This is a genomic window from Clostridium bowmanii (genome assembly GCF_018861315.1).
GTDB lineage: Bacteria > Bacillota > Clostridia > Clostridiales > Clostridiaceae > Clostridium_AD > Clostridium_AD bowmanii.
Genome location: NZ_JAHLDL010000017.1, coordinates 16011 through 34905 on the forward strand (window position 1 = coordinate 16011; position 18895 = coordinate 34905).

At 30.6% G+C, this 18895-nt stretch carries 21 protein-coding genes; 3 read left to right on the forward strand and 18 right to left on the reverse strand.

Annotated features, from left to right (window positions below; all coding sequences use genetic code 11):
* Positions 1-336: 336 nt before the first annotated feature.
* From KPL51_RS12565 to KPL51_RS12610, 10 genes are all read right to left on the reverse strand, one after another.
* Positions 337-1335 (reverse strand): LacI family DNA-binding transcriptional regulator, encoded by a 999-nt coding sequence (locus tag KPL51_RS12565; protein WP_216161915.1) that lies wholly within the window; start codon positions 1333-1335, stop codon positions 337-339.
* A 97-nt stretch (positions 1336-1432) separates the two neighbouring features.
* Positions 1433-2341 (reverse strand): ribose ABC transporter substrate-binding protein RbsB, encoded by a 909-nt coding sequence (gene rbsB, locus KPL51_RS12570; RefSeq protein WP_216161918.1) that lies wholly within the window; start codon positions 2339-2341, stop codon positions 1433-1435.
* Between the two features lie 20 nt (positions 2342-2361).
* A complete protein-coding gene (locus tag KPL51_RS12575) occupies positions 2362-3291 on the reverse strand; it encodes an ABC transporter permease subunit (RefSeq protein ID WP_216161922.1) in 930 nt (309 codons plus the stop codon).
* A 41-nt stretch (positions 3292-3332) separates the two neighbouring features.
* Entirely contained in the window at positions 3333-4838 is a 1506-nt protein-coding gene (locus KPL51_RS12580; protein ID WP_216161926.1) for a sugar ABC transporter ATP-binding protein, read from the reverse strand.
* A gap of 39 nt (positions 4839-4877) precedes the next feature.
* The gene (gene rbsD / locus KPL51_RS12585) at positions 4878-5273 is read right to left on the reverse strand and encodes a D-ribose pyranase (protein WP_216161929.1); all 396 of its coding nucleotides are present in this window, start codon (positions 5271-5273) and stop codon (positions 4878-4880) included.
* A 47-nt stretch (positions 5274-5320) separates the two neighbouring features.
* A complete protein-coding gene (gene rbsK, locus KPL51_RS12590; RefSeq protein WP_216161933.1) occupies positions 5321-6250 on the reverse strand; it encodes a ribokinase in 930 nt (309 codons plus the stop codon).
* Positions 6251-6448: 198 nt separating this feature from the next.
* A complete protein-coding gene (locus KPL51_RS12595) occupies positions 6449-7129 on the reverse strand; it encodes an HD domain-containing protein (protein WP_216161936.1) in 681 nt (226 codons plus the stop codon).
* Positions 7130-7187: 58 nt separating this feature from the next.
* Positions 7188-8123: a 1,4-dihydroxy-2-naphthoate polyprenyltransferase gene (gene menA / locus KPL51_RS12600; RefSeq protein WP_216161939.1), complete on the reverse strand. Its 936-nt coding sequence runs from the start codon at positions 8121-8123 to the stop codon at positions 7188-7190.
* Positions 8124-8185: 62 nt separating this feature from the next.
* Entirely contained in the window at positions 8186-8524 is a 339-nt protein-coding gene (locus KPL51_RS12605; protein WP_216161942.1) for an arsenate reductase family protein, read from the reverse strand.
* A 150-nt stretch (positions 8525-8674) separates the two neighbouring features.
* Entirely contained in the window at positions 8675-10045 is a 1371-nt protein-coding gene (locus KPL51_RS12610) for a TRAP transporter large permease (protein ID WP_216161945.1), read from the reverse strand.
* Positions 10046-10260: 215 nt separating this feature from the next.
* On the opposite strand from KPL51_RS12610, the gene KPL51_RS12615 reads away from it, so the two are divergent.
* The gene (locus KPL51_RS12615; protein WP_216161948.1) at positions 10261-10533 is read left to right on the forward strand and encodes a hypothetical protein; all 273 of its coding nucleotides are present in this window, start codon (positions 10261-10263) and stop codon (positions 10531-10533) included.
* Positions 10534-10558: 25 nt separating this feature from the next.
* Here the strand turns inward: KPL51_RS12615 and KPL51_RS12620 are convergent, their stop codons facing one another.
* The 6 genes from KPL51_RS12620 to KPL51_RS12645 form a co-directional block, all read right to left on the reverse strand.
* Positions 10559-11770: an ABC transporter permease gene (locus KPL51_RS12620; RefSeq protein WP_216161951.1), complete on the reverse strand. Its 1212-nt coding sequence runs from the start codon at positions 11768-11770 to the stop codon at positions 10559-10561.
* Positions 11771-11783: 13 nt separating this feature from the next.
* Positions 11784-12476, reverse strand: coding sequence for an ABC transporter ATP-binding protein (locus KPL51_RS12625; RefSeq protein WP_216161955.1), 693 nt, complete (start codon positions 12474-12476; stop codon positions 11784-11786).
* Between the two features lie 49 nt (positions 12477-12525).
* The gene (locus KPL51_RS12630) at positions 12526-13680 is read right to left on the reverse strand and encodes an efflux RND transporter periplasmic adaptor subunit (RefSeq protein ID WP_216161957.1); all 1155 of its coding nucleotides are present in this window, start codon (positions 13678-13680) and stop codon (positions 12526-12528) included.
* 262 nt (positions 13681-13942) lie between these two features.
* The gene (locus KPL51_RS12635) at positions 13943-14815 is read right to left on the reverse strand and encodes a tRNA 2-thiocytidine biosynthesis TtcA family protein (RefSeq protein ID WP_216161960.1); all 873 of its coding nucleotides are present in this window, start codon (positions 14813-14815) and stop codon (positions 13943-13945) included.
* A 53-nt stretch (positions 14816-14868) separates the two neighbouring features.
* Entirely contained in the window at positions 14869-15921 is a 1053-nt protein-coding gene (locus KPL51_RS12640; protein ID WP_216161963.1) for an FAD:protein FMN transferase, read from the reverse strand.
* Between the two features lie 75 nt (positions 15922-15996).
* Positions 15997-16458: a hypothetical protein gene (locus KPL51_RS12645; RefSeq protein WP_216161966.1), complete on the reverse strand. Its 462-nt coding sequence runs from the start codon at positions 16456-16458 to the stop codon at positions 15997-15999.
* Between the two features lie 432 nt (positions 16459-16890).
* Here KPL51_RS12645 and KPL51_RS12650 point away from each other — a divergent pair, with 432 nt between their 5' ends.
* Positions 16891-17214 carry a hypothetical protein gene (locus KPL51_RS12650; protein WP_376770087.1) on the forward strand — a complete coding sequence of 108 codons (324 nt, stop codon included), beginning with the start codon at positions 16891-16893 and terminating at the stop codon, positions 17212-17214.
* Positions 17215-17378: 164 nt separating this feature from the next.
* On the opposite strand, the gene KPL51_RS12655 is transcribed toward KPL51_RS12650, so the two are convergent.
* Together KPL51_RS12655 and KPL51_RS12660 are read right to left on the reverse strand one after the other, a co-directional pair.
* Complete coding sequence (locus KPL51_RS12655) at positions 17379-17537, reverse strand: hypothetical protein (protein ID WP_216161971.1); 159 nt, start codon at positions 17535-17537, stop codon at positions 17379-17381.
* Positions 17538-17770: 233 nt separating this feature from the next.
* Positions 17771-18400, reverse strand: coding sequence for a hypothetical protein (locus KPL51_RS12660; protein WP_216161973.1), 630 nt, complete (start codon positions 18398-18400; stop codon positions 17771-17773).
* 268 nt (positions 18401-18668) lie between these two features.
* On the opposite strand from KPL51_RS12660, the gene KPL51_RS12665 reads away from it, so the two are divergent.
* Positions 18669-18884 carry a YwbE family protein gene (locus KPL51_RS12665; RefSeq protein WP_216161977.1) on the forward strand — a complete coding sequence of 72 codons (216 nt, stop codon included), beginning with the start codon at positions 18669-18671 and terminating at the stop codon, positions 18882-18884.
* Positions 18885-18895: the final 11 nt, after the last annotated feature.

Below are 18895 nucleotides of genomic sequence, written 5' to 3' on the forward strand. Positions count from 1 at the left end.
ATCCCTTAAATATATAATAAAGTTATACCATGGCATTTAAGTGGCAGATATATTAACATTTCATGAATGATAAGTACATTATTTGCTGCAATGCGTATGGATACATTTTTTACTTTTTATTAAATTGCTTTCACCTAAAAAAAGTGAGTATTAATTTAATACTCCTATAAATTCAATAATTATAGATCACAAAATAGTAATATGTTAATGGGTTAATATTTTTTTTAAAAAGTTTATGTGGGGCAATAAATCAAGAAAATATTGTCTTATATTTCCAAGGAAATATATACAATATTTTCGCGAATATCTAAGATTATACTTAATAAAAAATTAAACTTATGTAGTTCCTCTAATTATAAGTTTCGTTTCAAAGTACAATTGTTTTTCAGGGGGAAGCTCCCCTTTTATTAAGTTTATTAAGATACTACATGCTTTTTTACCCATTATATATATGGGTTGTGATATTGTTGTGAGCTCTGGTTCAATAACCTCAGATATATGAATATTATCAAATCCAACAACAGATATATCCTCTGGAATTTTATAGCCATTTCTTAACAAAATTTTCATCCCCCCCAGTGCCATCATATCATTACTGTAAAAAATAGCATCTAGATTCTTAAAAGAATGTATTATTTTCTCAGTAGCCATTATGCCACCATCAACATTAAAGTCTCCTTCATAGATATACTTTTCATCATATATTTCATAATCTTTCATTGCTTCAATATAGCCTTCTACCCTTTGTTTTGATATTTCTAAATTTTCTCGTCCCTTTACAAAAACTATTTTACGATTTCCCTTTTCATATAAGTATTTAATGCCATTCTTTACACCTTGCTTGTTTAAGCAAAACACACCATAATCGTCTTTATATCCTTCAATATATCTATCCACCAATACAAAAGGAACATTGTTATTTTTAAGTATTGTTATACTAGCATTACTTTTACCTCCAGACATAAAAATAACACCATCTATAAGCTTACTTATAAGAAGTTCAATATATTTTTCTTCTTTGTCTTTATCATTGTCTGTATTACATATTATTATATTATATTCTAATCTCTCTGCCTCATCCTCAATAGCTCTTGCCATTTCTGAAAAAAACGGATTTGTGATATCTGGAAGTATAATTCCTATACTACCAGATTTCTTGGTGCTAAGACTTCGAGCTATGGAATTAGGAATATAACTCATTTCTTTAGCAATTCTTAAAATCTTTTCCCTGGTGTTCTCACTTATGCTAGCATCTTTTTTGTTCATAACCATGGAAACTGTGGCCTTTGAGACTCCTGCCATTTCTGCTATATCTTTCATTGTAACATTACCCATAATTCTCCTCCAAATTTTATTAAATACTAGATTTTTAATCTAGTATTTAATGTTAGTATTCTATTCTATTATCATTGGGGAAATAATCTTTTTATTACTACTTTTTAAAAAGTTGAAGCCCTACTGGAATCTCCTTTGGAACTGTTTCCCCTTTTCCGATTTTAATAGCATTGTCTATTGCAACTGATCCCATTAAATCAGGCTTTTGTGCTACAGTAGCAGCCATTTCTCCACGTTGAACTGCAGTTATCGCATCCGTATTACCATCAAATCCTACAATAATGACATTTTTATTTTCTGCTTTAATTGCTTCTATAGCTCCTAATGCCATTTCATCATTATGTGCAAATACTGCATCGAACTTAGGTATGGCTTGAATAACATTTTGTGTAACATTTAATCCTTTCTGTCTATCAAAATCTGCTGCTTGGCTAGCAACAACTTTAACGCCTTCTTTTTTATCTACTATATTGTGGAAGCCTTCACCTCTATCCCTCGTAGCCGAAGAACCTGGGATACCCTGCAATTCCACTAGGTTTCTTTTACCGTTTAATTTTTGGAGTATAAATTTTGCTGCCAGCTCTCCACCTTTTATGTTATCCGAGGCAACATGACAAACAACTTCTCCACCATTGGATTTTCTATCTATTGTAATAACTTTTACATTGTTATCGTTAGCAACTTTTATTGAGTTTACAACTGCGTCGCTATCTGTTGGATTGATAATTAAAGTTGTTATTCCCAATTGAACTAAATCTTCTACATTGGCCCTTTCCTTTGAGGCATCATTTTGGGAATCTAAGACTACAACCTCATATCCTAGTTCCTTTGCTCTCTTCTCGGCACCTTCTTTTAGTGAAACAAAGAATGGGTTATTAAGAGTTGATACCACCATTCCAATTTTTTTTTCATCTTTTACTGATTTTTGTGAACTACAGGCAGCCAAAGTTCCAATAATTAATGCAATTGATAGTATTAGTGATATTAATTTTGCTCCTTTTTTCATTTAAACCATCCTCTACATTTTTATTTGTTCTTTTTTTCTACAATTACTGCTAGTAAAATAACTAAGCCTTTAATTATTGCTTGATAAAAAGGTGATACATTCACAAGATTAAGTCCGTTATTAAGTACACCTATTATTAAAGCACCTATTATTGTACCTACTACACTTCCTTCTCCCCCGGATAGACTAGTACCACCCAGTACAACAGCTGAAATAGCATCTAATTCAAAGCCTACTCCAGCATTTGGAGAAGCGGAGCCTATTCTACTAGTAACAATTATTCCACTTAAGGCCGCTGCTGCTCCACAAATAACGTATACAAGTGTTTTAATCTTATCTGTATTAATACCTGATAATCTTGCTGAATCTTCATTTCCACCTAGTGCATAAAGATATCTACCATATCTAGTTTGACTTAAAATATAATATGCTAGTCCAAATACTATAATGGTAAATACAACTGGAATTGGTAGTCCTAAAACCGTTTTATTACCTATAACAGAAAAGCTTTCTCCAAGCCCTGAAATAGGAGTACCATTTGTATATACATATGTAACGCCTCTAAAGATAGTCATTGTGGCTAAGGTAACTATAAATGCTTGTATTTTACCTTTTGAAATAAGTACACCATTTATAAGACCTACTGTAGAACCAATGGCTAAAGCTACTATTATTGCTAAATAAATGTTGCCTGTAGACTTTATTATACTTGCAGCTACAGCACCGCTGATTGCAAGTATAGACCCTACTGATAAATCAATTCCTCCTGTAAGAATTACAAAAGACATTCCTATAGCTATAACTGCATTTACTGAAACTTGTGTAAATACATTTTTAATATTTGGTATGGTTAAAAATCTAGGGGTTATAACTGATATTACCAAACATAATATCAAAAGACCTATTAGTGATTTATACTTTAAAAGTGAATTTTTCAATTTATCATTCATAATATAAGCTCCTTCCTGAGTGAGGGATATCATTTAAACTGTTAATCCTTTATACCTACTGCATATTTCATTATTAATTCTTGTGAAGCTTCTTCCCTATGCAGCTCACCGGATATTTCTCCTTCGTGCATAACTAAAATTCTATCACATATTCCAAGTATTTCAGCCATATCAGATGAAATCATGATAATTGCTTTACCCATAGCTTTTAATTCATTTAAAACCTCATAGATTTCTTTCTTAGCGCCTACGTCTATTCCCCTAGTTGGTTCATCTATGATTAATACTTTAGGTGCAAGCATAATCCATTTAGCTAAAATAACCTTTTGCTGATTTCCTCCACTTAAATGTTTGATTAACTGCTCGCTACTAGGCGTCTTTATTGAAAGTTTCTTTATATATTCATTTACTGCTTTACTTTCTTCTGTTTTATTTATGCGTTTAGCTCCATTTTCATATTTTTTAAGGTTAGATAAGGTCATATTGTTAGCTACTGACATGCCTAAAATAAGACCTTCTTTCTTTCTGTCTTCGGAAAGGTAGCAAATTCCTTTTTCAATAGAATCTTTAGGTGAACAAATATTAACTTCGCAGCCATCAACAAATATTTTACCAGAAGATTTTTTATATTCTCCAAATATAGTTTTAGCCATTTCTGTTCGCCCTGAACCCATGAGACCCGAAAACCCTAAGATTTCTCCGCTCTTTGCTTCAAAACTAATATTGCTAACCTTTTTACTAAAGCTTAAGTTTTCGACTTTAAGTATCGCTTGTCCTTCAGCTGATTTCTTGTACGGATAAAGTTCTTCTAGTTTTCTACCAACCATCATTGATATTAAATCATCTTTAGTAATATCTTTTGTCTTAACCTCACCAATATATTTACCATCTCTTAAAACCGTTATTCTGTCACATATTTGAAATATTTCATCCATTCTGTGCGATATGTACACGATGCTCATATTTTGGCTTTTTAGCTTGGTAATTACTTTGAAAAGATTAGTTGTTTCAACATCTGTTAATGCAGTTGTAGGCTCATCCATTATTATTATTTTAGATTTTTTAGAAAGTGCTTTCGCAATCTCTATTAGCTGTTTTTCTCCTATATTTAAATTTTTAACTAAGGTATCCACATCAATATTGAAACCAATATCTTCTAGCAATTTTTTTGATTTTTCTATTAATTCTTTTTTATTTATCCTTCTTGTTATTCCATTAAATCCCTCATTACCTAAGAATATATTTTTCCATATACTTAAATTAGGAAGAAGACTTAATTCTTGATGAATAATTGCTATTCCATGTTTCTCTGCATCTTTTATCCCTCTTATATCTACTTCAGAACCCTCTATGATAATGCTTCCGCTATCTTTATAATAGACTCCACTTAAAATATTCATTAAAGTAGATTTTCCTGCTCCATTCTCTCCAAGTAGAGCTAAAACTTCTCCACTATAAGCTTCTAAACTAACATCTTCAAGAGCTTTTACTCCTGGAAAGAATTTTGTAACATTTTTCATCTGAAGTAGAGGTTTTGTATTAATCATTGGATCTCCTCCTCAAAACTTATTTACCTTACAATACCTTTAGAATACGACTCCTGATTTTAGTATTACATTTGCATAAGGTGTTTGTTCACCAGTTCTTACTACTGCTTTGCAACCTTTTAACTCAGACTTAAGTTCCTCATGAGTTATAAAAGTGATTTTTACATCTCCAACTGCTTTTTTTATCTCGTTAAATAAGATAGGACTAACTTCAAAAGTTTCCTTAGCCACTATTACTTCCTGTATTTGAAGTTCTATTAATATCGCTTTTAAAGTTTCAATAAAGCCAGGTATATTTTTAATTAAGGCAATATCTATTCTTTTAATTTCATCTGGTATAGGTAAACCACAGTCACCTATGGCTAATGTATCTGTGTGTCCCATTTTGGATATCACTTCAGATATTTGTGAATTTAGTAATGCTGTTTTTCTCATGACCATTCCTCCTTGTGCTTTTCAATGGTAATTATTTGTTACTAATTCTAATCTTCCCCGTATAGTGCTATTACCTCTTGCTTCATTGGTATTGATGGTTGTGCTCCCGGTCTTTGAACCACTATTGAAGAAACTTTATTACCATACACTATAGCCTTTTTAAGATTTTCATAGTTCAATTCTTCAAACCCTAATTTACTTGCTAATGCTCCAATAAAACTATCTCCTGCAGCAGTTGTATCAATAGCATTAACCACAAATGCTGGAATCAATTCTGATTTTTCTTTAGTTATTAATGCTGCACCCTTTGAACCTAGAGTTATTATTACATAATTTACTCCACCTTTTATGAAATCCTCAGCTGCCTTTTTAGCACTTTCTAAATCTACAACTAAAATTCCTGTAAGCTCACACGCTTCTGTTTCATTAGGAATTATTATATCTGTATACTCCAACAAATTTTTATTTACCTCTTTTGCAGGAGCCGGATTTAGTATTGTTATAATTCCTTTAGATTTTGCATAAGTGAAAGCCTCCATTGTGATTTCACTAGGTGTTTCAAATTGAGCCACTATTACATCACACTTCTCTATAATTGAATAGCTTTGAACTATCTCAGCTTTATTAATATTCATATTAGCACCAGCTACCACAACTATTGAATTATTGCCTCTTGAATTAACATTAATTATTGCAGTTCCAGTAGGTTCTTTATTATCTTTAAAAACAAAGTCTGTATTTATACCGTCCTGTGCAAGCTTACTTGCCAAATAATCACCATTGCTATCTAATCCAACCTTTCCTATCATGTAGACCTCTGATCCCATTCGTTTAGAAGCAACAGCTTGATTTGCTCCTTTTCCTCCAGGCATAGTGGTTAAACTTTTTGCAAAAATGGTTTCTCCGACCTTGGGCATATTTTCTACTTTTAATACTATATCAAGATTTAAACTTCCAAGTATGCATATTTTACTCATGTCTACATCACCTCGCATTTACTTAACCGATTAACTGAACCGGTTAAGTTTATTGTAACCGTTTAAATAATCTTTGTCAACAAACAAATGTTTTTATACGCAAAAAAAATATATATTACGTATAATACAAAGTGAATGCATTAATAATAATACATATTTTTTTCTTTTTTATTTAAGAGGGATAATCTCATTACTTATCTATTCAATTTCAATAAATGTTGAATCTAACTCTGTGCAATCCCATTCTCTATAGAATTGGTCTAAATATTCTTCCATAAATTTATGTCTTTGTACTGCTATAGCTTTACCAGTTTCAGTATTCATTAAATCCTTCAGCAATAAAAGTTTTTCATAAAAATGATTAACCGTTGTCCCAATGTTTTTCTTATATTGTTCAAAATCAGTATATTTTTGTGGCCTTATATCAGGATTGTACAATTCTCTTTCTTTATAACCACCATAAGCAAAAGTTCGTGCAATTCCTATAGCACCTATTGCATCTAATCTATCAGCATCCTGAACAACTTTTCCCTCTATTGACTCTTGCAGCGCATTTGTTGTACCGCCTTTAAAAGACATGGTTCTAATTATTTTAGTGACCTTATTAATAATGTCATCATCCACTTCTAAGCTATCTAACCACTCCTTAGATAGCTTAGGTCCAATATCACTATTGCCATCATTAAACTTCCAATCTGCAATGTCATGTAGTAGTGCAGTAATCCCCACTACAAATAGATCAGCCTTTTCTTTTTTTCCTATATAAATGGACATTTTATAAACTCTTAGCACATGCCAATAGTCATGCCCTGTCCCTTCTCCACCTAGTTTTGATTCAACATATTCTTTTGTTTTATCTATAATTAGGTTTTTATCCATAAAATCTCCTCCTAAATACTAAATCGAAAATTCAACTACGCAACCTTTGTTTTTGTTTCTAAAGACTAAATATAAGTGCTACTGAAACTGATAGGATATGTGTTATGTTAATCACTGCAAAATTTTTAACGGAATAAACAAAGGTTTCACTTTTAATATGCTTTTGGTTGAATAATTTTATGTTCTTGTTCAATGGTATTATAGTTAAGAGCACTAACAGTGATATAATTGGTGAAATCTTCAATATGACTAAAATTATAATATCTAAATATCCTATATAATATAATACTTTAAATAGCTTTAATGCATTTTTCACACCTAAATAGTGTGGTAATGTGAACCTATTATTTACTATATCCTCTTCAACATCACAGATGTTGTTCGCAAGCATTATGTTTGCTATTCCACACATTGTAGGTATGGAAATTAAAAAGATATAGAATACTTCCATTAGGTTTATGCTAAAGGTTAACCTATTATTAGCATACATAAAAGAAACTATATTTTCATCAAATATATGAATGTAAACTGATAAAAATAAAATTATAAATCCCATAAATATACCTGAAAAGATTTCTCCTAAGGGTGTACGTGAAATTGGAATGGGTCCATAGGTATAAAGTATGCCTGCTAAGAATGAAACAATTCCAATTAAAAGTACCATTACATTAGTATTTAAAGTTAATAAAATTCCGAAAGAAATTGCCAGTGAAAGCAGTATGAAAATTATAGCTAAGGCTGTGGATTCTTTAATATCACCATGAATATTATTTTTATTCTCATGACTTCTCAAAGCTTTTTTGTAGTCGATATAATTGTTAATGCCTGTTGTAGCCATATCGAAGGCCAATAGTGATATACTCATAATAATAAAATTCTTTAAATTAAAGCTTTTATATCGATACTGTGAATACAGTGTTCCAACTATAAATGGTATCATACTAGCCAATTTTGTTTTAATCTCAATGAACTGAAAGAAACTATTTAAAGACAATCTAAAGCCTCCCTAATATAATTTGCTTAACTTTGAAATAATGTACCTATTTAATATTATTACTATTCCCAGGTTGTCCATATCTCTGGTACGTAACCCACGGTGGCTTGTTTTCCATTTCGAACTATGGGAGTCTTAAAAAGTTGTGGGTTTTCTAATAAAATTTCTTCTTTAGTCTCCTCTCCTCTTATTTTATCTAAATTTAATTTCTTATAATCCTTTGATTTTGTGTTAATTAAATTATTTAAACCTACAGAATTTTTAACACTTTGTAACTCACCCTTACTTAGTCCTTTAATTTTTAAATCTATAAATTGATATTTTATTGTTCTTTCCTTAAAATATCGCTCTGTCTTTTGTGTATCAAAACACTTTTTGGTTCCAAAACACTGAATGTTCATTTCTCCTAGTCTCCTTAAAATGTATTAGTATATGTTTTATGCTCCCACTAATTATAGCATTGATTACTCAACTACGCATACTCGTGACTTCAATTAATCCATATAAAAAATAACTAGTTAGTATGCTAATCTATTTTTTATATGCTAAAACTATAATATGATAATAGCCATTATCACTGTTGCAACTATTCCCAACGTAACAGGTATAAAATTCTTTCTAGCTACATCATAGGGTTCAACCTTACATATTCCGGCTGCAGCGACCACACTCCAAGGAATTATAGTTCCGCCACCTATCCAGATGGTTATTATTTGACCAAAAGCTGCCACCTTTTCTTTGTCTATAACAATGGCTGTTGAAAATGTGTGTGCTAAAGTGCCAACTATGGGAAGGCCCGCAAAACCTGAACCACTAAGGCCAAGAAGAGTACTTACTGCTGTTTGTATACCTATAACAGAATATTTGGATAAAGGTATCCTGCTAGCTGCATATATTCCTATATCACTTAAAATACCACTAGCACCATTACCCAGTATAGCACTTGCTGTGTTTTCACTTCCTAGAAAAAAGAAAGCACCGATAATAATGATTGGTGCGAATATACTTATACCAAACGCAAAACCACTTTTAATATATTTAGTGACTTCGCCTAATGATGTTTTAATATCAGTATGAACTATAGATGAAATTATCATTATTATTGCTGCAGTTCCACCTATCAAAGCTGTAGATTCTTTGCCTACTAATCCGTACCTTGTTATTAATATTATATCTATTATAAATGCTAAGGGAGTAGCTACTGCTATGAATTTGGGTCCCATAGACTTCATTTGCTTTAATCCTATGGTTTCAGTTGTCCTATCATTAACAATAATTTCTGCAAATTTATCTTTCCTCATAAGTATAAATGCTGTGGTTATAGTAACTATACTCATTACTCCCCAAAATGGAAGGCATCCCTTAATAAGCCCTAAGGGACTCTCTAAATTCGCAGTTTTAGCAGTTATGGATGGTGCCACTTGAAGAACAAAATCGCTAGATAAGGCTACACCATTGCCAAATATACATAAAACTACTGCAGCCCATACAGGAGATAATCCAGATTTTACTGCAACAGGCACCATTAAAGCCCCAACAAAAACCACTGCTGGTGTTGGCCAGATAAACAATGAAACCAAAGTCATAGTTATACCTAGAACAAAAAAAGACATGGTTTTGTTTATCATTAATTTCTTCATAGGTTTTATAATTAGCTCATCTGCACCAATGTCTGTTAATGCGCTAGACATTGCATTAACGAATGCAATAAGGACAACTACTTCAATAAATTCCTTACCAGATATCACTACTGCCTTATATATAATCTGAATAGCTTTCAGAACATCGCCTGTAAAGATATACCCTATTATACCAATGCCTAAAATACACGGAAGTATAACATCCTTTTTTAGTGTAATTATCACAATAATTATTAAAATGATGATTATATACGCATAATGGATTGTGTTTAAATTTATCATGTGTTTATATTCCTCCTACGTATTTAAAAACAATTAATTTTTATTATTTCCGAAAAGAATTTAAAACATGCAATATATAACAAAGCATATATTAATATATAAACAAAGCAAACATTCAAATATATTTCATGACTTTAACTATTATTTATGATAGAATTATGACTAACAAAAAATATTTCATAAAACAACGATATTTTTTAAACAAGGAGGCAAAGATGTTAAAAATTTGGGGAAAAATAATTTATGATAATAGAATTATTGAGGACGAAGTGTCAGTGTCGGATATTGACGACAGTTATCAAGAAAATTTAAAAGCATGCTTAACAGAATTATGTTATAAATTTGACATAGCAACTCCTTACTGGCTAAAATCAAATGTTAATGAATATAATAAAAGACGTAAAACTAGTTTTGATGAAAACAATTTTATAGAGGAAATTCACTTTGATAAATTTATGATAGAAGAATTAAAGGAAGATGAAAAATAGTGCCTGCGCAGGCACTATTTTATGTTTACTCATATCTAAGGGCATCAATTGGGTCTAACTCCGCTGCTTTCTTAGCTGGATATATACCAAAGAAAACACCAACTGCGGAAGAAAATAAAATAGAGCCAACTATTGCTGCCAAAGATATCACAGGTGTTATTCCTGCAAAGAATCCTATTATCTCTGCCCCGACAATTCCCAAAATCATTCCAATTATCCCTCCTATTAAGGATAGAATAACTGACTCAATTAAAAACTGCATTAGTATTATTTTAGTCGTAGCGCCTACTGCCTTTCTTATTCCTATCTCTCTTGTTCTTTCTGTTACGGATACAAGCATTATGTTCATTACACCTATTCCACCAACCAGTAGTGATATAGCCGCAACTGCACTTATGAATGCTGTGAATATTCCAAGAACACTATTAATTTGTTCGAGCACCGCTAATGCATTGTCCGCTGAATATATTTCCTTGCCTCTGTTATTATGCCTAGATTCTAACATTTTTATTGTCCCATTTCCTACGGATTCACTATTATCTTGTGAATCTGCAACTACAGTTATTGAACTTATTTTAAACTCCTTAGACTGTAGTGTACTTAAAAATGTTACTGGTGCTGTTATTATAATTGGTTTACCGGAATTTCCACCATTTCCAAAAGGAGAAGTTATTCCTTTCTCAACGCCTACAATAGTCATCTTTTTTATTAATGTGTTTTGTCCTATTTTAATACTCTGACCTACCACATCCGAATAACCAAATAAAGTAACGGCATCAGTTTCGTCAATTATGCCCACTGCTTCACCTTGCTCGTATTCTTTTTCATTAAAATATCTTCCAAAAATAATTTCTGTGTTATTTATATAGGCGAGATCTGGAGAACCTCCCCTCATAAAAGCATTTTTACTCTTCTTATCAGAAAAAACAGTGCCTTGAAGTTGAAAAGCAGAGCTTGCATATTTAACACTCTCAATTTTTTGTTTTATTTGTTTAACATCCTCTAGGGTTATATAATCTGTTGATTGAGCATTTTCTCCACTCACTTTAACTGTAACTGAAGAGGCTCCCAATTTTGCAAATTCACCTGTAATAGCCTTCTGACCACCTTGACCAAGAGACACGATTGTTATAACTGAACTTATACCAATTATTATTCCAAGCATAGTGAGGAAAGAACGCATTTTATTTGCCTTTATACTCTCTAAGGCTGTTTTTACACTTTCAAATATATTCATACTTTCACTCCCTTTATATAACGATTTTATGCTTAACAATAGAATCTGATACAATTTCACCGTCTCTAAACCTTACTATTCTATTTGTATGATTTGCAATATCAGTTTCATGCGTTACCATTAGAATTGTAGCTCCTTCATTATTCAAATCCTCAAATATCTTCATTATATCTTCTGAGGATTTAGAATCAAGGTTACCTGTAGGCTCATCTGCCATGATTACCGCTGGCGAGTTAACTATTGCTCTTGCAATTGCAGCTCGTTGTTTTTGTCCCCCTGATATTTCATTGGGCATATGGTGTACTCTATCTGATAGCCCCACTTTTTCAAGTGCGTAAAGAGCTTTTTCTTTTCGCTGCCTAGTAGGTATACCTGCGTACATCATAGGAAGTTGAACATTATCAAGTAAAGTAATTCTTGGAATAAGGTTAAATGATTGAAATACAAACCCTATTTCTTTATTTCTAATATGAGCAAGTTCATCACCGCTGAGAAGTGAAATATCACGCCCATTTAAAATATACTTACCACTATTCATTTTATCAAGGCATCCAAGTATATTCATCAAAGTAGATTTTCCAGATCCAGAAGCTCCCATTATTGCTGTAAACTCTCCCTTTTCAATTTTGAGATTAATATTTTTAAGGGCTGTAAATTTGAGATCTCCAGTTTTATATATTTTTATAAGGTTTTTTACCTCTAACATTTATATTCCTCCTTGTACTACCTTTGGTACAAAACAATTATCTTATATTTTATTTTGTTAATTCTTTTACGCTTGTGCCTTCCAAAATTGAGGTTGAGGGGTTCAAGATAACCTTTTCCCCTTTATTGATCCCTTTAGTTATTTGAACTTCAGTATCTGATTGGGATCCAATAGTTACCTGTCTTTCATGCACTACATTATCTTCAACAACGTATACTAAATTTTTACCGCCTTTTTCTACCTTTAATGCTTCTGAAGGTATTTTAATAGCACTTGCAACTTTACCTACTAATATGTCTACGTCCACATCAAAATCTATCTTTAAATCTGGAGCTTTATCTAAAATAGAAATTTCCACTGCTAAAGTTGTTTCACTTCCTGTTACTCCCACTGTTTTAATTGCTGCGGGGTCTATAAATGAAACACTCCCTTTGTATGTTTTATCTTCATTTTTAAGTATTACTTCTTGACCAATCTTAATTTTACTCGCATCATATTTTCCAAGGAAGGCTACGACTTTTAAATTTTCTATATCTTGAACTATTACCACTGCCTCCATACCATTGCCCACTGCACCTTCTATTGCCTTAAGTGTTGTTACAACACCTGCACTCGTAGATATAATTGAACTTTTATTTTCTGATAGTTTTTGTTTAGCAGAATTTAAGGATATTTCCGCTAGCTTTACAGAATTATCTGTTTGTTTTAACTTCTCTGAGGATAAAGGTGCTAAGGCGCTCTTTTGTTGTTTTAAGCTTTCTAATTTTGCTTTATCCGTTGGATTTGAACTTTTTTCCAAGGTTATAATCTCATTACTAAAATCTGAAATTTTACTTTTAATATCATCATTTTGATTGTACAAATCTTCTTTCTGGAGTACTGCATTATCATATTGGATTTGAGCTTGAGTAACTGTAGAAGCTAAATCTATAGTTTCATAAGTTACTAGGATATCACCTATTTTAACCTTGTCTCCTACTGCTACCTTAACTTTTTTGATTTTAGATTGAAGACCATAATATTCTTTACTATTTTTTGAATTCACCGTTGCGGTGGTAGATATATAAGATTTAAGTTCTCCAACTTGAGCTATTGAAGTTTTTATGTTTGTAATTTTACTAGCCTTCTGTTTTTCATATATTAAAAAAATACCAATTAAAATGCCTATTACAATTAAACCATAAATTACTGCTTTCTTTTTCATTATTATTCTCCTTCTTCTATGATCTTTAATTTACTCTTGATATCTTACTCGTTCTCTATATGTCTGTTAATGGGTAAAAGATTTATTCTAAACACAATTTAATACTTATATTATACTTTATTGTTATAGACCCTTTCTAAAGCATTTCTTAATTTCCCTAAAATATACACACAAACCAAAATGTATTAAAAAATTTCATATATACCTTAAAGATTCCATAAAAAATAGCAGTAGAACTTAAAAAATGTCCCACTGCTGTTTATTAATCCATATTTTTATCATAAAAATCTAAATAAGAATAATTTTCTCCGTTCTTTTGCCAACCTAAAATAGAATTCATATTTACATTTTGTGCTGCTCTAAAAATAGATTTATCAACATCACTAAAATTTTTCTTTAACTCTTTAACTAAATCTTTAATTTCATGGCGCTTGTTTCCTATCTTTTTAGCCGCAACCATACAAGCACAATTAAGTGGCCAAATACCACTATTTTGAATGAAATCTTCAATGTATTGTTCTTCAATATAATAAAGAGGACGAATCAATTCCATATCTCCAAAATTTTGTGACTTTAATTTTGGAAGCATAGTTTTAAAGTTTCCTGAATATAGGATATTTAACATAGTAGTTTCAACTACATCATTAAAATGGTGTCCAAGGGCAAGTTTATTACAACCCAACTCCTCTGCTTTCGCATATAAAGCCCCCCGACGCATTTTAGCACACATGTAACAAGGATAATCCTTTGCTATGTTATCAATTATATGAAAAACACTTGAATCAAATATATTCACTGGGATATTTAAATAGTTACAGTTATCAATTAATAGTTCTTTTATATTCTTATGATAACCAGGATCCATTGCGATAAACTCTAATTCAAATTTAACACTACCATAATGTTGTAACTCTTGAAATAATTTAGCCATTATTAAACTATCCTTACCACCAGAGATAGCAACAGCAATTTTATCACCTTGGGAAACTAATTTATAATCTACTATAGCTTTAGTGAATTTTGCCCAAATATGTCTTCTATAGGTTGTAATAAGACTACGTTCTATTTCCGCTAGTGTCTTCCTTTCATTTAATGGAACTCTTATTTCACAACCTTCTCCTGCAATACTACTCATAAAATCACCCCTCTTTTACATTAGAATATTATAACATACTAAAGAAGAGTTTTCTAATTTTTCAATGTGAATTCTGAATTTGTAATTTTGAAATTATTTTTTAACCCAGTGGTAATATATACTTGTTTGTCTTTAGTTATAAAAATACCTTCTACTCCTGGCATAGTATTTATAAACTTCATTCCCTCCTCTAGTCCTAATGAAAATACACTAGTAGAAAGAGCATCTCCATCAATTGATTTTTCACTTATTATGGACACTCCTGCTATAGAATTATCACAAGGGTATCCTGTGCTAGTATTTAAAATATGATGATATTTCACACCATCTTTCTCAAAATACCTTTCATAAATGCCAGAAGTAACTATAGATTTATTTTCCACTTCAATCATTCCAATAATATCTCCTCTTTGAGTAAACGGATCTTGAATTCCTATTTTCCAAAGAGTATTAGTAACATTTTTACCCATAGCAAATACGTTACCACCAAGATTTATAATAGCATGTTCTACATCATTTTCTTTCAAAACTTTTGATACTGCATCTGCAGTGTAACCCTTAGCTATAGCTCCTAAATCTATTATCATACCCTTATTTTTAAGAAATGCTGTTTTGTTTTTTTCATCTAATATTAAATTTTTATAATTTATTAGAGCTTTTTTTTCATCAATTTCTTTTTTCGAAGGTAATCTTGCAGAATCTGTCCCTATTCCCCATAATTTCACAAGAGGTCCTACGGTTATATCCATTTTTCCACCTGTTAGTCCTGCAAATTTCAAACCTTCTTTAAGCACTTCCATAGTTCCATCAGAAATTTTAATCGGCATTTCTCCAGCTGTATTATTTATATTTATAACCTCACTAGTCTCTTTATTTATGCTCATTGTATTTTCAATTTCGCTAATTCTTTTGAAAGCTTTGTCTAATACTTCAGTAGATGACTTATCATAAATTTTAATTGTACACACTGTACCCATTAAAAACTCGGTATTAGAAATTGGCTCTACTGGTTTTACAACTTTTTTAGAACATGCAGACAAGATTATAGCTAGCATTACAAATATTGCAATAGTCTTAAGTTTTCTTTTTTTCCATGAAAAAATCATAATCGTCCCCCTGTTTTTCTCAATAAGAAAGACTTTAGACCTAAGTCTAAAGTCTTTCTTATTGAAATTGTTATTTTATTTTCTCATAGCCTTAGCTTCTGCATATAAAATTTTAAAAGTTTTTGAAATCCCAGTTGCGCCACTAACTGTTATTGCCTCATCATCTTTTAATGCAGCTTCAGTTAATTTAGTATAAGCTTCTGCTGGAGAAACACCTGCGGTTGCTTTCATTTTTTCGTATGCTGGATCTTCACTCTTTTTAACGCCAGCTTTATTAAGTTCCATATATTCTACTTTAGATATCTTTCCATCTGTATAAGTTACTGTTACCTCACCTTTCCAACCACGTTCGTCAAAATCTTTAGCTGAAGCTTTATATACTTCTGGTGCCTTAACTTCTGCTGTTGCAGCTTCTGTAGTTTCTACTTTTGCAGGTGCTGTAGCTTCTACAGTTTCTGCCTTTTTACCACAACCACCCAATATGGAAAGTGTCATTACACCAGCAGCTATTATTGACATAATTCTTATGTTTTTCATTAAAATACCCCCTATTTTAAATCGATTTCACTAAATATATTTAACTTATTATACTATTTTTATTAAAAATAGTCAATTTCAACTATTCTTTTCTTTTGTTTTCACCCATACTATATGCCCCTCAGTTTGAAAATTTTTTATTAGGATTATCTTCACTGAAAAAAATAGTTTATAATGTCTAAACTGTAAAATTATTAACTTTACTAGTTAAAACTTTATCATAATAATATAATCTGTGCAAATAAAGAAACATTTTGTTCATTAAAACTACGTTTTGTTAATTTAGTTCATGAATGATTATAATAGATGTATCAATATCTATTATATATAAATATTGGACTAACTATTTAACAAGGTATATCCAATATTTGTTATCATTAATATTGTAGCATAGGAGGCAACGATTTAATAACTAATAGAGTTATATAGGGAGTGATTTATTTGGATTACGAAGTTCTAAAAACGATCACTCAAGAAATTAGAGACAAATATTTAAAAGAAGAATTAGGGGAGGAAAAGAGTAGAGTAATCGATAAATATTGCCTTACCTGTAATGAAAATTTATATTGGCAAAGAGGCTTTATAGAAACGGAAATATATAATATGGAATTTATTAAACATAAAAGTACTGGGATTGTTATTGCCCTTAGAAATTTATGTAATATTGACAAAATAGAAGAGTTCATTAAATTATGCAATTATTTAGAAAATAGAGATGTTTTAGAAAAAGACTACATTATTCAAGGATTAGATTAATGTGCTAACAAGTGCCAGAAAAATCTAGCACTTACTTATTTCAGAAATTAAAACATCAAAAAAAATGAACCTCAAAATTAAGAGGTTCATTTTTTTATTATAATTAATTTTAGTATCCTTTTATAAATATATTATTTAATAATGATTTTATGGTAGATATATATTTATCTATCAAATAGACCGCCAGTTTTCTTAGTGCTCCTTGCTGCCTTCATTTTTTTACCAATTATTTTATCTGGTCTTGAAACTCCACCCTGCTCGGAACTTGTCTTCTTCTTTTCTTCAATAATTTTTTTCATCATTTCAATATTATTAGTTGACATATATTTTCCTCCTTTTGCAGCAAATCAAAGAATGTTAAATACTATAGAATTTATGTTTTAATTTATAATTTCTACATTTTTAATTTTATACTCAAACTTAACTTGTTGTTTTCCCTACTAATCAGTTTATCTTAATTCTTCGAAAATTTCAACATAATATTGAAATGCATAAGAGTTTTTATGCAAATGTATGTTATATTTCTGAAATACATTAAGTTTCTTACTAAAAAATATTAATAAGTAATCTCGTGTAGCTTAATTAGCACATTTTTATATCCTGGTTTTATAATTTCATTATTATATAAACTTTCATAAGTTACATTATCAATATCAAAGCACAATGCTTTTGAGAAATTGCTTCCATAAAGCTTTTTAATAAACATCTCATAATCTTCTTTAATTAAAGTATAATGCTTTTCATCATAATAATATACTTTAGTATCATTATGCAACTTTTCTATAATTACATATAATTGATAAATATAGCTCAGTTCTTTTAAATCTAATTTTTTTTCGAGAGCCGCAATTGCTTTAGCATAATTAAAGTTCATAGGTACAGGATATATAGTAATCTTATTCCCACTATCAAATTCTTTTAACATTCTTAAGCTTTGAAATAAAGTTGTGCATATATCTAATCTAATAATAGTAGCATTCTCACTGAGTTTTATAGCTTTATTTGCTTCCTGATACTCCCTTTTATCCTTTTCAATTTTACTTTGCGTTTCAATAGCTTTACCAGTAGATTTTTTATTTATGATGTAACTAAAAATGCCACCTAAAATAGCTCCAGTTATAATAGAAATAGATGATATAAGTGGATTTATAAGATGATCAGGTATTAATGCCAATACCTCTACCATGGCAACATCTCCTTTGTTAAAAAGTATTTTCTACAATATGATTTCCTTATGATCTTTTTCTATTCAACTACTTTTATATGATTTTGACATACTAGTAATATTTTAAATTTTTGCTTATATCATATAAAAATCAATTAATATACATTAAATTTTGACAAGACAATGATAACTAGAGTATTCTTTATATATAAAGCTAATATAAATCAGATTCTTATCAAAAATTGAAAATATGCTTTAGAGTAATTTTATTGAAGGAGACTACAATCGCATGATTACACAAAATGATAATAGAGGACAAATAAGAAGTAATATATCTATAGGCATTACAGTTGACGTTGTATTAAAAAAAGACCAAAGAACAACTACACTAACTAGAGGTGTAGTAAAGAGGTTGTTAACAAATTCAGCTGTACACCATAGGGGTATAAAAGTTATGCTAGAAGATGGACAGGTAGGCAGAGTCCAAGCTATTATATCCAAATAAACAGGAACATT